Raw genomic sequence first — 14,759 nt, 5'->3', positions numbered from 1 at the left:
CGGGCCGGCGCGGTCCTCCGGGCGCCCCGCACCCCGCACCGCCCAGGCACCGGCGCAACGCCGACGCGGGGGCGACCCCGCCCGGACCGCCGCCTACGACGTCCTGCGGCAGGTGGCCGACTCCGACGCCTACGCCAACCTCGTCCTCCCTCCGCTGCTGCGGGAGCGTCGGATCACCGGCCGTGACGCGGGCTTCGCCACCGAGCTGGCCTACGGCACGCTGCGCCTGCGCGCCCGCCACGACGCGGTCATCGCCCTCGCCGCCAGCCGCCCGGTCGAGAAGATCGACCCGCCCGTGCTGGACCTGCTGCGCCTGGGCGTGCACCAGCTCCTCGCGATGCGCGTGCCGGCCCACGCCGCCGTCTCGGAGACCGTCGCGCTCGCGCGGACGGCCGCAGGGACAGGCGCGTCGCAGTTCGTCAACGCGGTGCTCCGCAAGGTCGGTGCGTCGTCGGCGGAGGAGTGGCTCGCGCGCCTCGCGGACGAGGCGCCCGACGACGTCGCCCGGCTCGCGGTCCTGCACAGCCACCCGGCCTGGGTGGTCCGGGCGCTGCGTCAGGCGCTCGTCACCGACGGCCGTGACGTCGCCGAGCTCGCCGACCTCCTCGCCGCGGACAACGAGGCGCCCGCGGTGACCCTCGTGGCCCGGCCCGGCCTGGCGGACGCCGGCGAGGTGCTCTCCGCGACCGAGGACGCGCGGCCCGGCCGGTGGTCGCCGACGGCGGTCGTGCTCCGCGGGGGAGACCCGGCGGCGGTCCCGGGCGTCCGGGAGTCCCGGGTCGGGGTCCAGGACGAGGGCAGCCAGCTCGTCGCCCTCGCCCTGGCGGCGGCCGACCCGGTGCGGGAGGGGGAACGGTGGCTGGACCTGTGCGCCGGACCGGGCGGGAAGACGGCGCTCCTCGGTGCCGTCGCCGCCCAGCACGGTGCGCACGTGGTGGCCACGGAGGTCCAGCCCCACCGTGCCGACCTCGTCCGCCGCTCGACCACCGCGGTGCCCGCCGGCACCGTGACGGTGCGGTGCGAGGACGGCCGCGACGTCGGTGCGCAGGAGCCGGGCGGGTACGACCGCGTCCTCGTGGACGCGCCGTGCACCGGCCTGGGCGCCCTGCGGCGGCGACCGGAGGCGCGGTGGCGGCGCAGCAGCGGCGACCTGCCGGAGCTCGGGCGGCTGCAGCGGGAGCTCCTCACGTCCGCGCTGGACGCCGTCCGTCCCGGCGGGCTGGTCGCCTACGTGACCTGCTCGCCCCATGTCGCGGAGACCCGGCTCGTCGTGGAGGACGTGCTGCGTCGTCGGGACGACGTCGAGCAGCTGGACGCCCGGGAGGCTGTGCGTGCCGTCGCGGGGGACATCCCCCTCGGGGACGGGCCGGCGGTCCAGCTGTGGCCGCACGTGCACGGCACCGACGCGATGCACCTGGCCCTGCTGCGCCGCCGGGCATAGTCGGGCCGGTCACCCCACGACGTGAGTAGCCTGACCCGCATGCCGTTGACGGGACCGGCCGACCCCCTCCCGCACCGACCGCTCCGCGTGGTCGTCGCGGGGACCTCCGGTGCCGGCAAGACCACGCTGGCCGGCCGCATCGCCGCGGTGCTGACGGTGCCGCACGTCGAGCTCGACTCCCTCTTCCACGGGCCCGGCTGGACCCCCCGCCCGTCCTTCGTCGAGGACGTGCGTGCCTTCACCGCCGGCCCGGCGTGGGTCACCGAGTGGCAGTACCGCTCGGTGCGGTCCCGTCTGGCCGAACGGGCCGACCTCATGGTCTGGATGGACCTGCCGACGCCCGTGGTCATGCGCCAGGTCGTCCGCAGGAGCGTGGCGCGGCGGATGCGACGCGAGCGGCTGTGGAACGGGAACGTCGAGCCGCCGCTGCGCACGGTGCTCACCGACCCGGAGCACGTCATCCGCTGGGCGTGGAGCACCCGTCACCGGACGGCCCAGCAGGTCGGCACCGTGCTGCGGGAGCACCCCGGTCTGACCGTCGTCCGTCTCGGCAGCCACGTCGAGGCACGGCACTGGCTGCAGGGCCCCCTGCGTCGCGCTCTCCGTCCCCCGGGTTCGCCGGGGTCAGGAGGCCCCTCGCGGTCCTGAGGTCGGGTACCACGCACCCTGACGGCCGCCCTGCTCGGGACCGGGTGTGCACGGCGAACGGCGCCGGCACGCCAGACTGGTCCCATGGACGTCGCGATCTCCCCGAGCATCCTCTCCGCGGACTTCACCAACCTCGAGGCCGAGCTGCACCGCATCGCGGACGCCGACTTCGCGCACGTGGACGTCATGGACAACCACTTCGTGCCCAACCTCACCCTCGGGCTGCCGGTGGTGGAGCGGATCGTTCGGGTCTCCCCGGTGCCGATCGACGTCCACCTGATGATCGAGGACCCGGACCGCTGGGCACCGGCGTACGCCGAGGCCGGCGCCGCCTCGGTCACCTTCCACGCCGAGGCCGTCCGCGCACCGGTCCGGCTCGCGCGCGAGCTGCGGCGCCTCGGCGCCCGTGCGGGCGTGGCCCTGCGCCCCGCGACCCCGGTCGAGCCCTACCTCGACCTCCTCGCCGAGGTCGACATGGTCCTGGTCATGACCGTGGAGCCCGGGTTCGGCGGGCAGTCCTTCATCGAGGGGACGCTGCCGAAGATCCGGCGCACCCGGGCGGCGATCGCCGAGTCCGGCCTGGACGTGTGGGTCCAGGTCGACGGCGGGATCTCCGCGGAGACCGTGGAGCGTGCCGCCGAGGCGGGGGCGAACGTCTTCGTGGCGGGCTCGGCGGTCTACAGCAGCGACGACGCCGCGGGCCGGATCGCCGACCTGCGGCGCCTCGCCCAGGGTGCGCACCGCCACTGATGCCGTCCGCCGTCGGCGGACACGGCCCGGACCGCCGGTACCGACGTGGCAGACTGGGCGAAGAACACGTACGTGCTCCGGGGTCGGTGCAATTCCGAGCCGGCGGTGACAGTCCGCGACCCGGCCCGTGCAGCAGCCTCGGCTGCGGCGGGACGGTTGACCTGGTGGAACTCCAGGACCGACGGTGAAAGTCCGGATGGGAGGAAGCACGTGGCGGTCGTGCCTGCTCTCGGCGTACCCCTCGGGGTCCCCGGGTCCGCCTGAGGCGGTCCCGTGGTCCTGCGAGGTCGCGCAGGGTTGCGAGCACGCCGTCCGACGCGACCTGCCGCGTCAGCCCCGGAGCACCTGAGGCTCGGGAGGTGGCACGGTGGAGCAGGTCGGGACGGACGCCGACGGCACACGGGTCGAGGACGCCGCGATGCTGCGGGCCCTGGAGCTCGCCACCCGAGGTCCTGAGAACGGTCGCAACCCCCGCGTCGGCTGCGTCCTGCTCGACCCGCAGGGTCGGACCCTGGGTGAGGGCTGGCACGGCGGGGCCGGCACGGCCCACGCCGAGGTCGCGGCCCTCGAGGACGCCCGACGGGCCGGGCACGACGTCCGCGGTGCCACCGCCGTCGTCACGCTGGAGCCCTGCGACCACACCGGCCGGACCGGACCCTGCACCGAGGCGCTGCTCGCGGCCGGCGTCGCCCGCGTGGTCCACGCCGTCGACGACCCAAACCCGGCGGCCGCCGGGGGAGCGGCGCGGCTGCGCGCGGCCGGCGTCGAGGTCGTCGGCGGGGTGCGCCAGGACGAGGGCGAGGCGCTGCTCACGGTGTGGCTGCACGCGGTCCGGACCGGGCGTCCGTGGGTGACGCTCAAGGTGGCGACCTCCCTGGACGGCCGGGTCGCCGCCGCGGACGGGACGAGCCGCTGGATCACCTCGGCCGCGGCCCGCCGGCACGCCCACGGGCACCGCGCGGCCGTCGACGCGATCGCCGTCGGCACGGGCACGGCCCTGACCGACGACCCGGTCCTGACCGCCCGTCCCGCCGACGGCTCCACCGTCGACCGCCAGCCGATGCGCGTCGTCGTCGGCCGACGGGACGTGCCCGAGGGAGCGCGCCTGCGCGGCCCCGGCGGACCGTACCTGCACCTGCGGACCCACGACGTCACCGAGGTGCTGTCCCGCCTCGCCGAGCGTCAGGTCCGGCACCTGCTGGTCGAGGGCGGGCCCACGCTGGCCGCCGCGTTCCTGCGGGCCGGCGTCGTCGACGAGCTCCACGCGTACGTCGCGCCGGTCCTCCTCGGTGCCGGCCCGTCCGCCGTGGCGGACCTCGGCATCACCACCATCGACGCCGCCCCGCGGTGGCGGACCGTCCGCACCGTCCCGCTCGGCGACGACGTCCTGCTCGTCGCCCGCCCCGCACCCGTCGCGCCACCGGGCGCGGCCCGCACCCCTGAGGAGTCCTGATGTTCACCGGCATCGTCGAGGAGGTCGGCGAGGTCCTCGCCGTCGAGCACACCGGCGAGGACGCGCGGCTCCGGCTGCGCGGGGAGGTCGTCACGCAGGGCGTGCGGCTGGGGGACTCGATCGCCGTGTCCGGCGTGTGCCTGACGGTGACGTCCCTCGGCGACGACGCGACGTTCACGGCCGACGTCATGCCGGAGACGCTGCGGCGCAGCACGCTCGGCACCCTCGCCCCGGGCTCCCGGGTCAACCTCGAGCGGGCGGTGCGGGCCGACGGCCGGCTCGACGGCCATCTCGTCCAGGGGCACGTGGACGGCGTCGGGGCCCTGGTCAGCCGCACCCCGGGCCCCCGGTGGGACGACCTGGTGCTGCGGCTGCCGGCAGGCCTCGCGCGGTACGTGGCGGAGAAGGGGTCGATCGCGGTGTCGGGCGTGTCCCTCACCGTCACGCACGTGGGCGAGGACACCTTCGGCGTCTCGCTCATCCCGACCACCCTCGCGGCGACCACCCTGGGCGACCTGACGCCGGGGGACCCGGTCAACCTCGAGGTCGACGTCGTGGCGAAGTACGTGGAGCGGCTGCTGGGCGCACGCCCGACCGCCGACGACGAGGGAGGACGCGCATGAGCGCCGCGGCGATCCGGCTCGGCACCGTCGAGGAGGCCGTCGAGGCCCTGCGCGCCGGGCGGCCCGTGCTGGTGGCCGACAACCCCGACCGCGAGAACGAGGCCGACGTCGTCCTCGCCGCCCAGTCCGCGACGACGGAGTGGGTCGCGTGGACCATCCGGCACTCCTCGGGCTACCTGTGCGCCCCGATGCCGGCCGCGCGCGCCGACGCCCTGGACCTGCCCCTCATGGTGCCGTCCAGCCAGGACCCCCGCCGCACGGCGTACACGGTCACGGTGGACGCGGCCTCCGGGGTCAGCACCGGCATCTCCGCCGCGGACCGCGCGCACACCCTGCGCGTGCTGTCCGACCCGGCCTCCGGGCCCGCCAGCGTCATCCGGCCCGGGCACGTGCTGCCGCTGCGCGCCGTGCCCGGTGGTGTCCTGCACCGCGCCGGGCACACCGAGGCCGCGGTGGACCTGTGCCGCCTCGCCGGCCTCGAGCCGGTCGCCGGCATCGCCGAGCTGGTCCGGGACGACGGCGCGATGATGCGGCTCGGGGAGGCCGCCGCCCTCGCCGAGCAGGAGGGCCTGGTCCTGCTCACCATCGCCGACCTCGTCGCGTGGCGGCGGCGCGTCGGTGACCTGCCCGCCGAGGACGCGCCGGCCCCGGAGGCCCGCGTCGAGCCCACGGGCAGCGCGCGCCTGCCGACCCGGCACGGCCCGTTCACCGTGCACGGGTACCGGGACCTGCGCACCGGGGCCGGCCACGTGGCCCTCGTCCCGGACGAGGTCGAGCACCCGGCCGCCGTACCCGTGGTCCGCGTGCACTCCGAGTGCCTGACGGGCGACGCCTTCGGCTCGCTGCGCTGCGACTGCGGCCCCCAGCTCGACGCCGCGCTGGAGCGCGCCGCCCGGGAGGGTGGCGCCGTGGTCTACCTGCGCGGGCACGAGGGCCGCGGCATCGGCCTGCTCGCCAAGATCGACGCCTACGCGCTCCAGGACGCCGGCCGGGACACCGTCGAGGCGAACCTCGAGCTCGGCCACCCGGCGGACCGGCGCGAGTACGGCGCCGCGGCGGCGATGCTCCTGGACCTCGGCCTGCGCACCGTCCGGGTCCTCACCAACAACCCCGCGAAGGTCACCGGACTGACCGCGTCGGGCGTCGACGTCGTCGAGGTCGTGCCGCACGAGGTCGGCCGGACGACCGAGAACGCCGCGTACCTGCACACCAAGGCGGTGGCGATGGGCCACCTGCTGACCCTGGAGGAGGACACCCCATGAGCGGAGCCGGAGCTCCCACCCTCGAGCTCGACGGCAGCGGCCTGCGCGTCGTCGTCGTCGCGGCGAGCTGGCACGACGTCGTCATGGACGGGCTGGTGGCCGGTGCCCACCGCGCGCTCGAGCGCGCCGGGGTCGCCGACGTCGCCCTGGTCCGCGTGCCGGGATCCTTCGAGCTCCCGGTCGCGGCGCTGCACGCCGCGCGCGCCGGTGCGGACGCCGTCGTGGCCCTGGGCGTCGTCATCCGCGGCGGCACCCCGCACTTCGACTACGTCTGCCACGCGGCGACGCAGGGGCTCACCGACGTCGCGCTGCAGACCGGCACGCCCGTCGGGTTCGGCGTCCTCACGTGCGACGACGAGGCGCAGGCGCTGGACCGAGCGGGACTCGAGGGCTCGCGCGAGGACAAGGGCGCCGAGGCGGCCGAGGCCGCGGTCGCGACGGTCCTGGCGCTGCGGGCCCTGTGAGGACGGCCGCCCCGTCGGGCGGGACGTCCGCGGACGACGGCGGCCCCGCGGGGGCCGCCCGTCTAGGCTTGGCACCCGTGAAGACCTTCGACACCCTGTTCGCCGAGCTGTCCGAGAAGGCCCGTACGCGGCCCGAGGGGTCGGGGACGGTCGCCCAGCTCGACGCCGGGGTCCACGCCATCGGCAAGAAGGTCGTCGAGGAGGCGGCCGAGGTGTGGATGGCGGCCGAGCACGAGGGCGACGAGCGGACGGCGGAGGAGATCTCCCAGCTGCTCTACCACCTCCAGGTCCTCATGCTCGCCCGCGGCCTGACGCTCGAGGACGTCTACGCCCACCTGTGACCGCCTGACCCCTTCGACAGACCCCTCCGACAGGCCCCTCCGACAGACCAGGACACCCGTGCTGCGCATCGCCGTCCCGAACAAGGGCTCGCTGGCCGAGCCGGCCTCCGCCATGCTCCGGGAGGCCGGGTACAAGCAGCGCCGCGACACCCGCGAGCTCGTCCTCGCCGACCCGACGAACGACGTCGAGTTCTTCTTCCTGCGGCCGCGGGACATCGCCGTGTACGTCGGCGCCGGGACCGTCCACGCGGGCATCACCGGGCGGGACCTGCTGCTGGACTCGGGGTCCACGGCGGTGGAGCACCTGCCGCTCGGCTTCGCCCGCTCGACCTTCCGCTTCGCGGCGCCGCCCGCGGACGGGCTGACCGGGGTGGGCGACCTCGGCGGGCGACGCATCGCGACGTCCTACCCGATCCTCGTCGCGCAGCACCTGGCCGACCATGGCGTCACGACGCCCCCGATCGTGCGCCTCGACGGTGCGGTCGAGACGGCGATCCAGCTGGGCGTGGCGGACGTCATCGCCGACGTCGTCGAGACCGGCTCCACGCTGCGCGCCGCCGGCCTGGAGGTCTTCGGGAACCCGATCCTCCGCTCCGAGGCCGTCCTGGTCCGTGCCGGCGACGCCGAGACGCTGCCGCCCGGGCTCGACGTCCTGACGCGCCGCCTGCAGGGCGTGCTCGTGGCCCAGCAGTACGTGCTCATGGACTACGACGTGCCGAACGCGCTGGTCGAGCAGGCGGTGGCCATCACGCCGGGCCTGGAGTCCCCGACCGTCTCCCCGCTGCACAACAGCGAGTGGTCCGCGGTCCGGGCGATGGTGCGCCAGGACGAGACGAACCGCGTGATGGACGCCCTCTACGACGTCGGCGCCCGCGCGATCCTCGTGACGCAGATCCACGCCTGCCGCCTGTAGCGAGGAGGCGGGAGCGATGAGCACGCACGGCGACCGGCCCTCACGCGACCCCTACCTGCCGTTCCGGCCGCGGGCGGCCCGGTGGGTGTCGACGGTCGTCGCCGGTGTCTTCGTCGTGGTCATGCTCGGCCTGGCCTTCGTCGTGCCGTCCTACGCCACGGTGACCGTGGCGTGGCTGGACCGGCTCGGCTTCGCCCTCGTCGCGGCGGGCGGCGCCTGGCTGCTGCTGCGGCACGCGGCGGTCCGCGCCGACCCGAGCCCCGACGGGCTGACCGTCCGGAACCTCGCCACGACGCGCACGGTCGCGTGGCCCGAGATCGTCTCCGTCCGGTTCGGCCACGGCCACCCGTGGGTGCAGCTCGACCTGGCCGACGGCGAGACGCTGGCGGCCATGGGTATCCAGCGGTCCGACGGCGCGCGCGCGGTCGCCGAGGCCAGGCGGCTCGCGACGCTCGTCGCGCACCACTCGGAGACGAGCCGGGACGACTGAGACCCGGTCCCCGTCGGCTCAGCTCCCGCCCGGTTCCCGCAGCCGCTCGGCGTGGACGCCGGCGACCGCGGCGGCCAGGAAGGACTCAGGGTCCGTGTCCAGGCCGCGGCCCATCGACGACAGCCGGACGGGGGTCTCCTCCAGCGCGGCCGCGAGGCCCCGCTCCATCGGGACCTCGACGAGCCGGTGCCGCCCGTGCGGCGCGCAGAGCGCGACCGCCTGCCGGTGCACCTGGGCCAGGACCGCGTCGCGCAGCCCGGGGACCGGGTCGTGGGCCGGCACGGGCACGGGGACGTCCGCGGGGTGCAGCGCGACCCGCCCGTAGGCCGTGCGGGAGTGGTGGGAGACGCCGAGGTGCCGCTCGCGCAGGTCCGCCCCGGACACCCGCAGGCTCGCGACGGCGCGTCCGCGCAGGGCGCCGATCGCGTTGACCGCCTCCCCGGCCGCCACCCCCGAGAACCCCCACCGGGTCCCGGTCCCCAGGTTGCCGGGGCCCTGCGCGAGCACCACGAGGTCCGCCGCGAGGACGTGCCGCGCCGCCAGCAGACCCGTGTGGACCGTGACGGCCTCCAGGTCCCCGCCGAACGCCTGGCCCACCGTGACGCACGCGTCGAGCCACCCCGCGTCCCGCAGGGCCGCGACGCTGCGGGAGAACCAGGCGGGCAGGGCGCCGCCGTCGGTCATGAGGTAGGCGACCCGGGGGAGCGGCCGGCCGGCCGCCAGCGCGGACCACCGGGCACCCGCGAGGACCGCCGGCACGGCCGAGTGCAGGTCCGCCACGACGACCGGCAGGTCGGCCAGGTCGTCCGCCTCCTCGAGGACCCCGTGGTGCGGCGACTCCTGCTCGTCCACGCCGAGGACCATCGCCTGGAGCGCCGTGTAGCGGGCCTTGACGAGGTGTCCCGGGCCCGGCTCGGGGTCCGGCGGCAGGCGGTCGGGCACGGCGACGACGAACGCGTAGCCGCCGGTCCCGAGGCCGCGCGCCTGGGCTCCCACGTTGAGCAGGACGCGGTCGCCGACGACGGGCGTGCCGACCAGCGCGGTGTACGCCAGCGCCCGGACCTCGGGGCCCAGGAGGTCCTGCCCGGAGACGCCACCGGCGGCCTGGACCGCCACCCGCAGCTCCAGCGCCCCCGGCCAGGACGAGCCGAGCGACACCACGGTTCCCTGTCGCCACGTGATCACGCCGTCACGCTACCGGCCCGCTAGCGTGAGGTCCGATGCCCGACTCCATCCCCCAGGCCGAACGCCTCCTCAACCTCGTCATCGCGCTGGTCAACACCACCGCCCCCATGACGAAGGAGCAGGTGCGCACCTCCGTGTCCGGGTACGACGACGGCTCGAGCACCGAGGCGTTCGAGCGGAAGTTCGAGCGGGACAAGGACATCCTCCGAGAGCTGGGCGTCCCCGTCGTCACGGTCACCGCCGCCGCCCACGGCGACGAGGTCGGCTACCGCATCGACCCCGACGCGTACGCGCTGCCGCCGCTGCAGCTCTCCGCCGCCCAGCTCGGCGTGCTGACGCTCGCGGCGGAGTTCTGGAACGACCAGACGCTCCGCGCGGACGCGTCGCGCGCCCTCACGAAGCTACGCGTGGTCGGGGACACGCCCGCCGAGGCGGACGCCGTGGCGGGGCTGACGCCCCGGGTGCACCCCGCCGGTCCCGCACTGGGACCGCTCCTCGACGCGGCGCACGACCACCAGGTGGTGTCCTTCACCTACCGCGCCGCGAGCACCGGCGAGGTCCTCACGCGGCACGTCGAGCCGTGGCGCCTGGTGGCCAGCCGCGGCGGCTGGTACCTGGTGGGGCGCGACCGGGACCGGGACGCGCCCCGGGTGTTCCGGCTCAGCCGGATCACCGGGCGCGTCCGCGCGGTCGGGGAGCGCGGCGCCTTCGCGGTGCCCGCCGACGTCGACCCCCTCGCCCTGGTCACCAGCGTGCAGCAGGCCGACGCCCGGACGGCGTGGCTCGCGGTCGCCCCTGACCGCGCGGGCGCCCTGCGGGCACGGGCGGCCACGGAGCCGGGCACCGCCCCCGACGGTGTCGCGGCGCCGGAGGGCACGGACCTGGTCGCGGTGCCCTACCAGCGCACCTCGGACCTCGCCGACGAGATCACGGGCTACACCGACGCCGTCGTCGTGCTGGCCCCGGCGACGCTGCGGGAGGCGGTCCTCACCCGGCTGCGCGCGGCGGTCGTGATGGGTGAGCGGGTCGCCGGCCCGGAGGCGGCGGTGGACCGTGGCTGACCGCACCCCGGAACGCCTCGTCCGCCTGCTGGGCATGGTGGCGTTCCTGGACCGCACCGACGGCGCCACCGTGGAGGAGCTCGCGGCGCAGTTCGGCGTGAGCGCGCGCCAGGTGCTCGACGACGTGGACCTGCTGTGGATGACCGGGACCCCCGGCTACTTCCCGGACGACCTCATCGACTTCGACGCGGCCTCCCTGGAGTCCGGCGTCGTGCGGCTGACGCAGTCCCGCGGCATGGGCCGGGCGCTGCGGCTGGGCACGCGTGAGGCCGTCGTCCTCGTGGCAGCGCTGCGGGCGCTGGGGGAGTCGGTGGGCGCGGCGCTCGACGCGGGGGAGCGTCAGGTGCTCGCGAGCACGCTGGAGGTCCTCTCCGACGCCACGGGCGAGGCGGCGTCGACGGTCGACGTCCAGCTCGCGCTCGAGGCGGACCCCGAGGTGGTCGGGCGGGCGCGCGCGGCCGTCCGCGCCGGGCGCCGGGTCCACCTGCGCTACGTGGACGCGGCGGACCGCACCAGCGAGCGGGACGTGGACCCGTGGCAGCTGGTGACCGGCGACGAGCGGTCCTACCTGCAGGCGTGGTGCCACAGCGCGGGCGGCGAGCGGCTGTTCCGTCTGGACCGGGTGCTCGCGCTCGAGGTGCTCGACGCCCCGGTCACCCACCCGCCGGACCGGGCGACCACGCCGACGACGTTCGCCGCGGAGGCGGGGCACGAGAGGGTCACGGTGGAGCTGTCGGGCCGCGCGCGGTGGGTCGCGGAGCAGCTGCCGGTCGAGGAGACCGTGGACCTGCCGGACGGCGGATTCCGCGTCACGCTCCCGGTGTCCTCCCGCGCCTGGCTGCGCCGGCTGCTGCTCCGCCTCGCCGACGACGTCCGGTCCGTCGCCCCGCCGGCTGCCGCGACCGACGCTGCCGCCGCGGCCGCCCGCGCCCTCGCCCGGTACGGCGAACCCGCGCCCGGCCAGGGTTAGGCTGCGCACGTGCTCTGGTTCACCGTCTGGACGCTCCTGGTCCTCGGGACGCTCGTCGGGGCGTTCTTCCTCGGCCGGGACCTCTACCGCAAGGGCCGACGACTGCTCGCCGAGCTCGAGCGGGCCGGGGAGGTCTTCGGCGAGGTCGCGGACCGCGGCGAGGCGCGTGCCGCCGAGCTGGTCCTCACGACGCCCGCAGCGGTGGACCTGACCGACCGGGAGCCGGCCCGCGCGCGGCGCGCGCTCGCCGCGCAGGGCACGGCGCGCCGCCGGGCCGCACGCCAGGCCCGCCACGACGCCGCCTACGCCCGGTGGCGTTCGTTCACCCACTGACCGCACGGCTACGATCGGCAGGACGGCCCCGGTGACCGTCCTTCCACCGCGAGGAGGATCCGCATGAGACCGACCACTGTGCAGCTCGTCGTCCTGGTGCTCGTCGTCCTCCTGCTCTTCGGCGCCCGGCGACTGCCGGACCTGGCCCGCAGCGTCGGCCAGTCGCTCAAGATCTTCAAGAGCGAGGTCAAGGACCTGCAGGACGACAGCCCGCGTGCCGTGGAGGGTCGCCGCGAGGACGCGTCGGAGCTCCCGCCCGCCACGGCCGGCGGCGCCGCACCCGCGACGCCCGCCACCCCAGCGACGAGCGAGCAGCACCGCGCGGTCGACGGCGACCGCGGCTCGACCGCCTGACCCGTGGCCGCCCGTCAGCGCCGTCGGAGCAACCCCGACGGGCGGATGCCCCTGCGCGAGCACCTCGTCGAGCTGCGGCGACGCGTCGTGCTCGCGGCGCTCGGCCTCCTCCTCGGCGCGGTCGCCGGCTGGCTCCTCTACGACCCGGTGATCGCCGCGCTCCAGCAGCCGGTCGTCCGGCTGGAGCGCGAGGGTCTGGTCGCGCTGAACTTCGCGGGCGTCGCGACCTCGTTCGACCTCAAGGTCAAGGTCTCGCTCTTCCTCGGGGTCCTGGTGTCGAGCCCGTGGTGGATCCTCCAGCTGTGGCTCTTCGTCACCCCGGGGCTGACCCGGAAGGAGCGCCGGTCGGCGATCGTGTTCCTGGCCGCCTCGGTCCCGCTCTTCCTCGCGGGCAGCTGGCTCGCGTGGCGCGTCCTGCCGAACGCCGTCCGCCTGCTCACGGAGTTCACGCCCGACGGCGCGACCAACCTCATCGACGCGCAGCTCTACCTCAGCTTCGTCATGCGCGTGATCCTCGCCTTCGGGATCGCGTTCCTCCTGCCCGTGATCATGGTCGGGGTGAACCTGGCGGGGCTCGTCCGCGGCTCGACCTGGCTGCACGGCTGGCGGTGGGCCGTCCTGCTCGTCATGACCTTCGCGGCCTTCGCCACGCCGACCCCGGACGTGGTGACCATGTTCGTGGTGGCGCTGCCGATGCTCGCGCTGTACTTCCTCGCGGTCGGGGTGTGCGTCCTGCACGACCGCCGCGACGACGCCCGCCGGGCCGCGCTGACGTCCGAGGCCGGCGCGACGCCGGTCGAGCGGTGAGCAGCGGGCTGCGCCTGGGCGTCGTCGTCAACCCGACCGCGGGGCACGGTCGCGGGGCCCGTCGTGGGGGGCGGTTCGTCGAGGCGGCGCGGCGCCGGGGCCACACCGTCCTGGACCTGTCCGGGCCGGACGCCGCCTCCGCCGTCCAGCGGGCGCGCCAGGCCGTGGTCGACGGGCTCGACGCCCTCGTCGTCGTGGGCGGCGACGGGATGGTGCACCTCGGCGCCGGCGTGGTCGCCGGCACCGACCTTCCCCTGGGCGTCGTGCCGGCCGGCAGCGGGAACGACATCGCCCGGGTCAACGGGCTCGCGCTGCACGACCCGGCGGCCGCGCTGACCACCGTCGAGCGCGCCCTGGGGCGCGGTGCCGAGGGCGGCCGTGCCCTGGACGCCGTATCGGTCGGTCCGCCCGGCTACGCCCAGCGGGAGTGGTACCTCGGCGTGCTCTCCTGCGGGATCGACGCGGCGGTCAACGCCCGCGCCAACACGCTGACCTGGCCACGCGGGACCGCCCGGTACGTCCGCGCCCTCATGACGGAGCTGCGTTCCTTCCGCCCCTACGGGTACCGGCTCACGCTCGACGACGGCACGACCTGGGAGTCCACGGGCACCCTCGTGGCGGTGGCGAACGCGCCGCAGTTCGGCGGCGGCATGCGGATCGCGCCCGACGCCCGCATGGACGACGGGCTCCTCGACGTCCTCGTCGCCGGCCCCCTCAGCCGCGCCGAGCTGCTCGCCGTCTTCCCCCGGGTCTTCACCGGGGGCCACGTCACGCACCCGGCGTGCACCGTGCTGCGCAGCCGTAGCGTGCTGGTCGAGCCGAGCCCGCTCGGCCCGGTCCCGCCCGTGGCGTACGCGGACGGCGAGCGGCTCGGACCGCTGCCGATGCTGGCGGAGGCCGTGCCGGGCGCCGTCCGGCTCCTCGCCTGAGGGCCGGAGGCGCGGGGGCGGGCCGCCAGGCCTTCGTCTGCCTAGGCTGACGTCATGTCCAGCCCCGCCGAGCGGTACGCCGCCTCCCGCCGCCGGGCGGCCGAGCAGCGCACCCAGCTCGCCGCGTTCACGCGGCTCCTCGAGTTCGAGCTCGACGACTTCCAGCGCGACGCGTGCCAGGCCCTGGAGGGGGGACGGGGCGTCCTCGTCGCGGCCCCGACCGGGGCGGGCAAGACCGTCGTCGGCGAGTTCGCCGTGCACCTCGCGCTGGAGCAGGGCCGCAAGGCGTTCTACACGACGCCCATCAAGGCGCTGAGCAACCAGAAGTACGGGGACCTGGTGCGCCGCCACGGCGCCGACAACGTCGGCCTCCTCACCGGCGACACGAGCGTCAACGGCGACGCCCCCGTGGTCGTCATGACGACCGAGGTGCTGCGGAACATGCTCTACGCCGGGTCACCGGCGCTGGACGGGCTGGCGTTCGTCGTCATGGACGAGGTGCACTACCTCGCCGACCGGTTCCGTGGCCCGGTGTGGGAGGAGGTGATCATCCACCTGCCCGACGACGTGCAGCTGGTGTCCCTGTCCGCGACCGTCTCCAACGCCGAGGAGTTCGGGGACTGGCTGACGATGGTGCGCGGCGACACCGCCGTCGTCGTCAGCGAGATCCGGCCCGTGCCGCTGTGGCAGCACGTCATGACGCGGGACGGCCTGTTCGACCTCTACGCCGGGCAC

General features: G+C 76.0%; 18 protein-coding genes and 1 riboswitch. Of the genes, 17 read left to right on the top strand and 1 reads right to left on the bottom strand.

The window, feature by feature from the left end; genetic code table 11:
* The 10 genes from N866_RS11110 to N866_RS11065 form a co-directional block, all read left to right on the top strand.
* A partial coding sequence (locus tag N866_RS11110; protein ID WP_034226352.1) for an RsmB/NOP family class I SAM-dependent RNA methyltransferase occupies positions 1 to 1,441 on the top strand: 1,441 nt, incomplete at its 5' end.
* 39 nt (positions 1,442 to 1,480) lie between these two features.
* Complete coding sequence (locus N866_RS11105; protein ID WP_052022928.1) at positions 1,481 to 2,089, top strand: P-loop NTPase family protein; 609 nt, start codon at positions 1,481 to 1,483, stop codon at positions 2,087 to 2,089.
* An 84-nt stretch (positions 2,090 to 2,173) separates the two neighbouring features.
* Positions 2,174 to 2,839, top strand: a complete 666-nt coding sequence (gene rpe, locus N866_RS11100) for a ribulose-phosphate 3-epimerase (protein ID WP_034226344.1) — start codon at positions 2,174 to 2,176, stop codon at positions 2,837 to 2,839.
* Between the two features lie 69 nt (positions 2,840 to 2,908).
* Positions 2,909 to 3,052, top strand: a riboswitch (FMN riboswitch).
* A gap of 205 nt (positions 3,053 to 3,257) precedes the next feature.
* Positions 3,258 to 4,292, top strand: coding sequence for a bifunctional diaminohydroxyphosphoribosylaminopyrimidine deaminase/5-amino-6-(5-phosphoribosylamino)uracil reductase RibD (gene ribD / locus N866_RS11095; RefSeq protein WP_052022930.1), 1,035 nt, complete (start codon positions 3,258 to 3,260; stop codon positions 4,290 to 4,292).
* Complete coding sequence (locus N866_RS11090; RefSeq protein WP_034226342.1) at positions 4,292 to 4,915, top strand: riboflavin synthase; 624 nt, start codon at positions 4,292 to 4,294, stop codon at positions 4,913 to 4,915. Before ribD ends, N866_RS11090 begins: the two co-directional genes overlap by 1 nt.
* On the top strand, positions 4,912 to 6,177 hold the full coding sequence (locus tag N866_RS11085; RefSeq protein WP_034226341.1) for a bifunctional 3,4-dihydroxy-2-butanone-4-phosphate synthase/GTP cyclohydrolase II: 1,266 nt from the start codon (positions 4,912 to 4,914) through the stop codon (positions 6,175 to 6,177). Before N866_RS11090 ends, N866_RS11085 begins: the two co-directional genes overlap by 4 nt.
* On the top strand, positions 6,174 to 6,641 hold the full coding sequence (ribH, locus tag N866_RS11080) for a 6,7-dimethyl-8-ribityllumazine synthase (RefSeq protein WP_034226340.1): 468 nt from the start codon (positions 6,174 to 6,176) through the stop codon (positions 6,639 to 6,641). The genes N866_RS11085 and ribH overlap by 4 nt, the downstream gene beginning before the upstream one ends.
* A gap of 77 nt (positions 6,642 to 6,718) precedes the next feature.
* The gene (locus N866_RS11075) at positions 6,719 to 6,982 is read left to right on the top strand and encodes a phosphoribosyl-ATP diphosphatase (RefSeq protein ID WP_034226348.1); all 264 of its coding nucleotides are present in this window, start codon (positions 6,719 to 6,721) and stop codon (positions 6,980 to 6,982) included.
* Positions 6,983 to 7,040: 58 nt separating this feature from the next.
* On the top strand, positions 7,041 to 7,895 hold the full coding sequence (gene hisG, locus N866_RS11070) for an ATP phosphoribosyltransferase (protein WP_034226339.1): 855 nt from the start codon (positions 7,041 to 7,043) through the stop codon (positions 7,893 to 7,895).
* Between the two features lie 16 nt (positions 7,896 to 7,911).
* The gene (locus N866_RS11065) at positions 7,912 to 8,385 is read left to right on the top strand and encodes a PH domain-containing protein (RefSeq protein WP_034226338.1); all 474 of its coding nucleotides are present in this window, start codon (positions 7,912 to 7,914) and stop codon (positions 8,383 to 8,385) included.
* An 18-nt stretch (positions 8,386 to 8,403) separates the two neighbouring features.
* Here N866_RS11065 and N866_RS11060 read toward each other — a convergent pair whose 3' ends face one another.
* On the bottom strand, positions 8,404 to 9,570 hold the full coding sequence (locus tag N866_RS11060; RefSeq protein ID WP_034226336.1) for a DUF3866 family protein: 1,167 nt from the start codon (positions 9,568 to 9,570) through the stop codon (positions 8,404 to 8,406).
* 35 nt (positions 9,571 to 9,605) lie between these two features.
* Here N866_RS11060 and N866_RS11055 point away from each other — a divergent pair, with 35 nt between their 5' ends.
* The 7 genes from N866_RS11055 to N866_RS11025 form a co-directional block, all read left to right on the top strand.
* Positions 9,606 to 10,631: a helix-turn-helix transcriptional regulator gene (locus N866_RS11055; RefSeq protein WP_052022927.1), complete on the top strand. Its 1,026-nt coding sequence runs from the start codon at positions 9,606 to 9,608 to the stop codon at positions 10,629 to 10,631.
* On the top strand, positions 10,624 to 11,601 hold the full coding sequence (locus N866_RS11050; protein WP_034226346.1) for a helix-turn-helix transcriptional regulator: 978 nt from the start codon (positions 10,624 to 10,626) through the stop codon (positions 11,599 to 11,601). The genes N866_RS11055 and N866_RS11050 overlap by 8 nt, the downstream gene beginning before the upstream one ends.
* 9 nt (positions 11,602 to 11,610) lie before the next feature.
* Entirely contained in the window at positions 11,611 to 11,934 is a 324-nt protein-coding gene (locus N866_RS11045) for a hypothetical protein (protein ID WP_034226335.1), read from the top strand.
* Positions 11,935 to 11,997: 63 nt separating this feature from the next.
* Positions 11,998 to 12,288, top strand: coding sequence for a Sec-independent protein translocase subunit TatA (gene tatA / locus N866_RS11040; protein WP_052022926.1), 291 nt, complete (start codon positions 11,998 to 12,000; stop codon positions 12,286 to 12,288).
* A 45-nt stretch (positions 12,289 to 12,333) separates the two neighbouring features.
* Entirely contained in the window at positions 12,334 to 13,095 is a 762-nt protein-coding gene (gene tatC, locus N866_RS11035) for a twin-arginine translocase subunit TatC (protein ID WP_034226333.1), read from the top strand.
* Positions 13,092 to 14,024 (top strand): diacylglycerol/lipid kinase family protein, encoded by a 933-nt coding sequence (locus N866_RS11030; protein ID WP_034226331.1) that lies wholly within the window; start codon positions 13,092 to 13,094, stop codon positions 14,022 to 14,024. Before tatC ends, N866_RS11030 begins: the two co-directional genes overlap by 4 nt.
* Before the next feature lie 54 nt (positions 14,025 to 14,078).
* Positions 14,079 to 14,759, top strand: a 681-nt coding sequence (locus N866_RS11025; RefSeq protein ID WP_034226330.1) for a DEAD/DEAH box helicase, incomplete at its 3' end; no start/stop codon positions are given.

The sequence above is a fragment of the Actinotalea ferrariae CF5-4 genome, assembly GCF_000603945.1.
GTDB lineage: Bacteria > Actinomycetota > Actinomycetes > Actinomycetales > Cellulomonadaceae > Actinotalea > Actinotalea ferrariae.
This window is presented reverse-complemented; position numbering and strand designations above follow the sequence as displayed.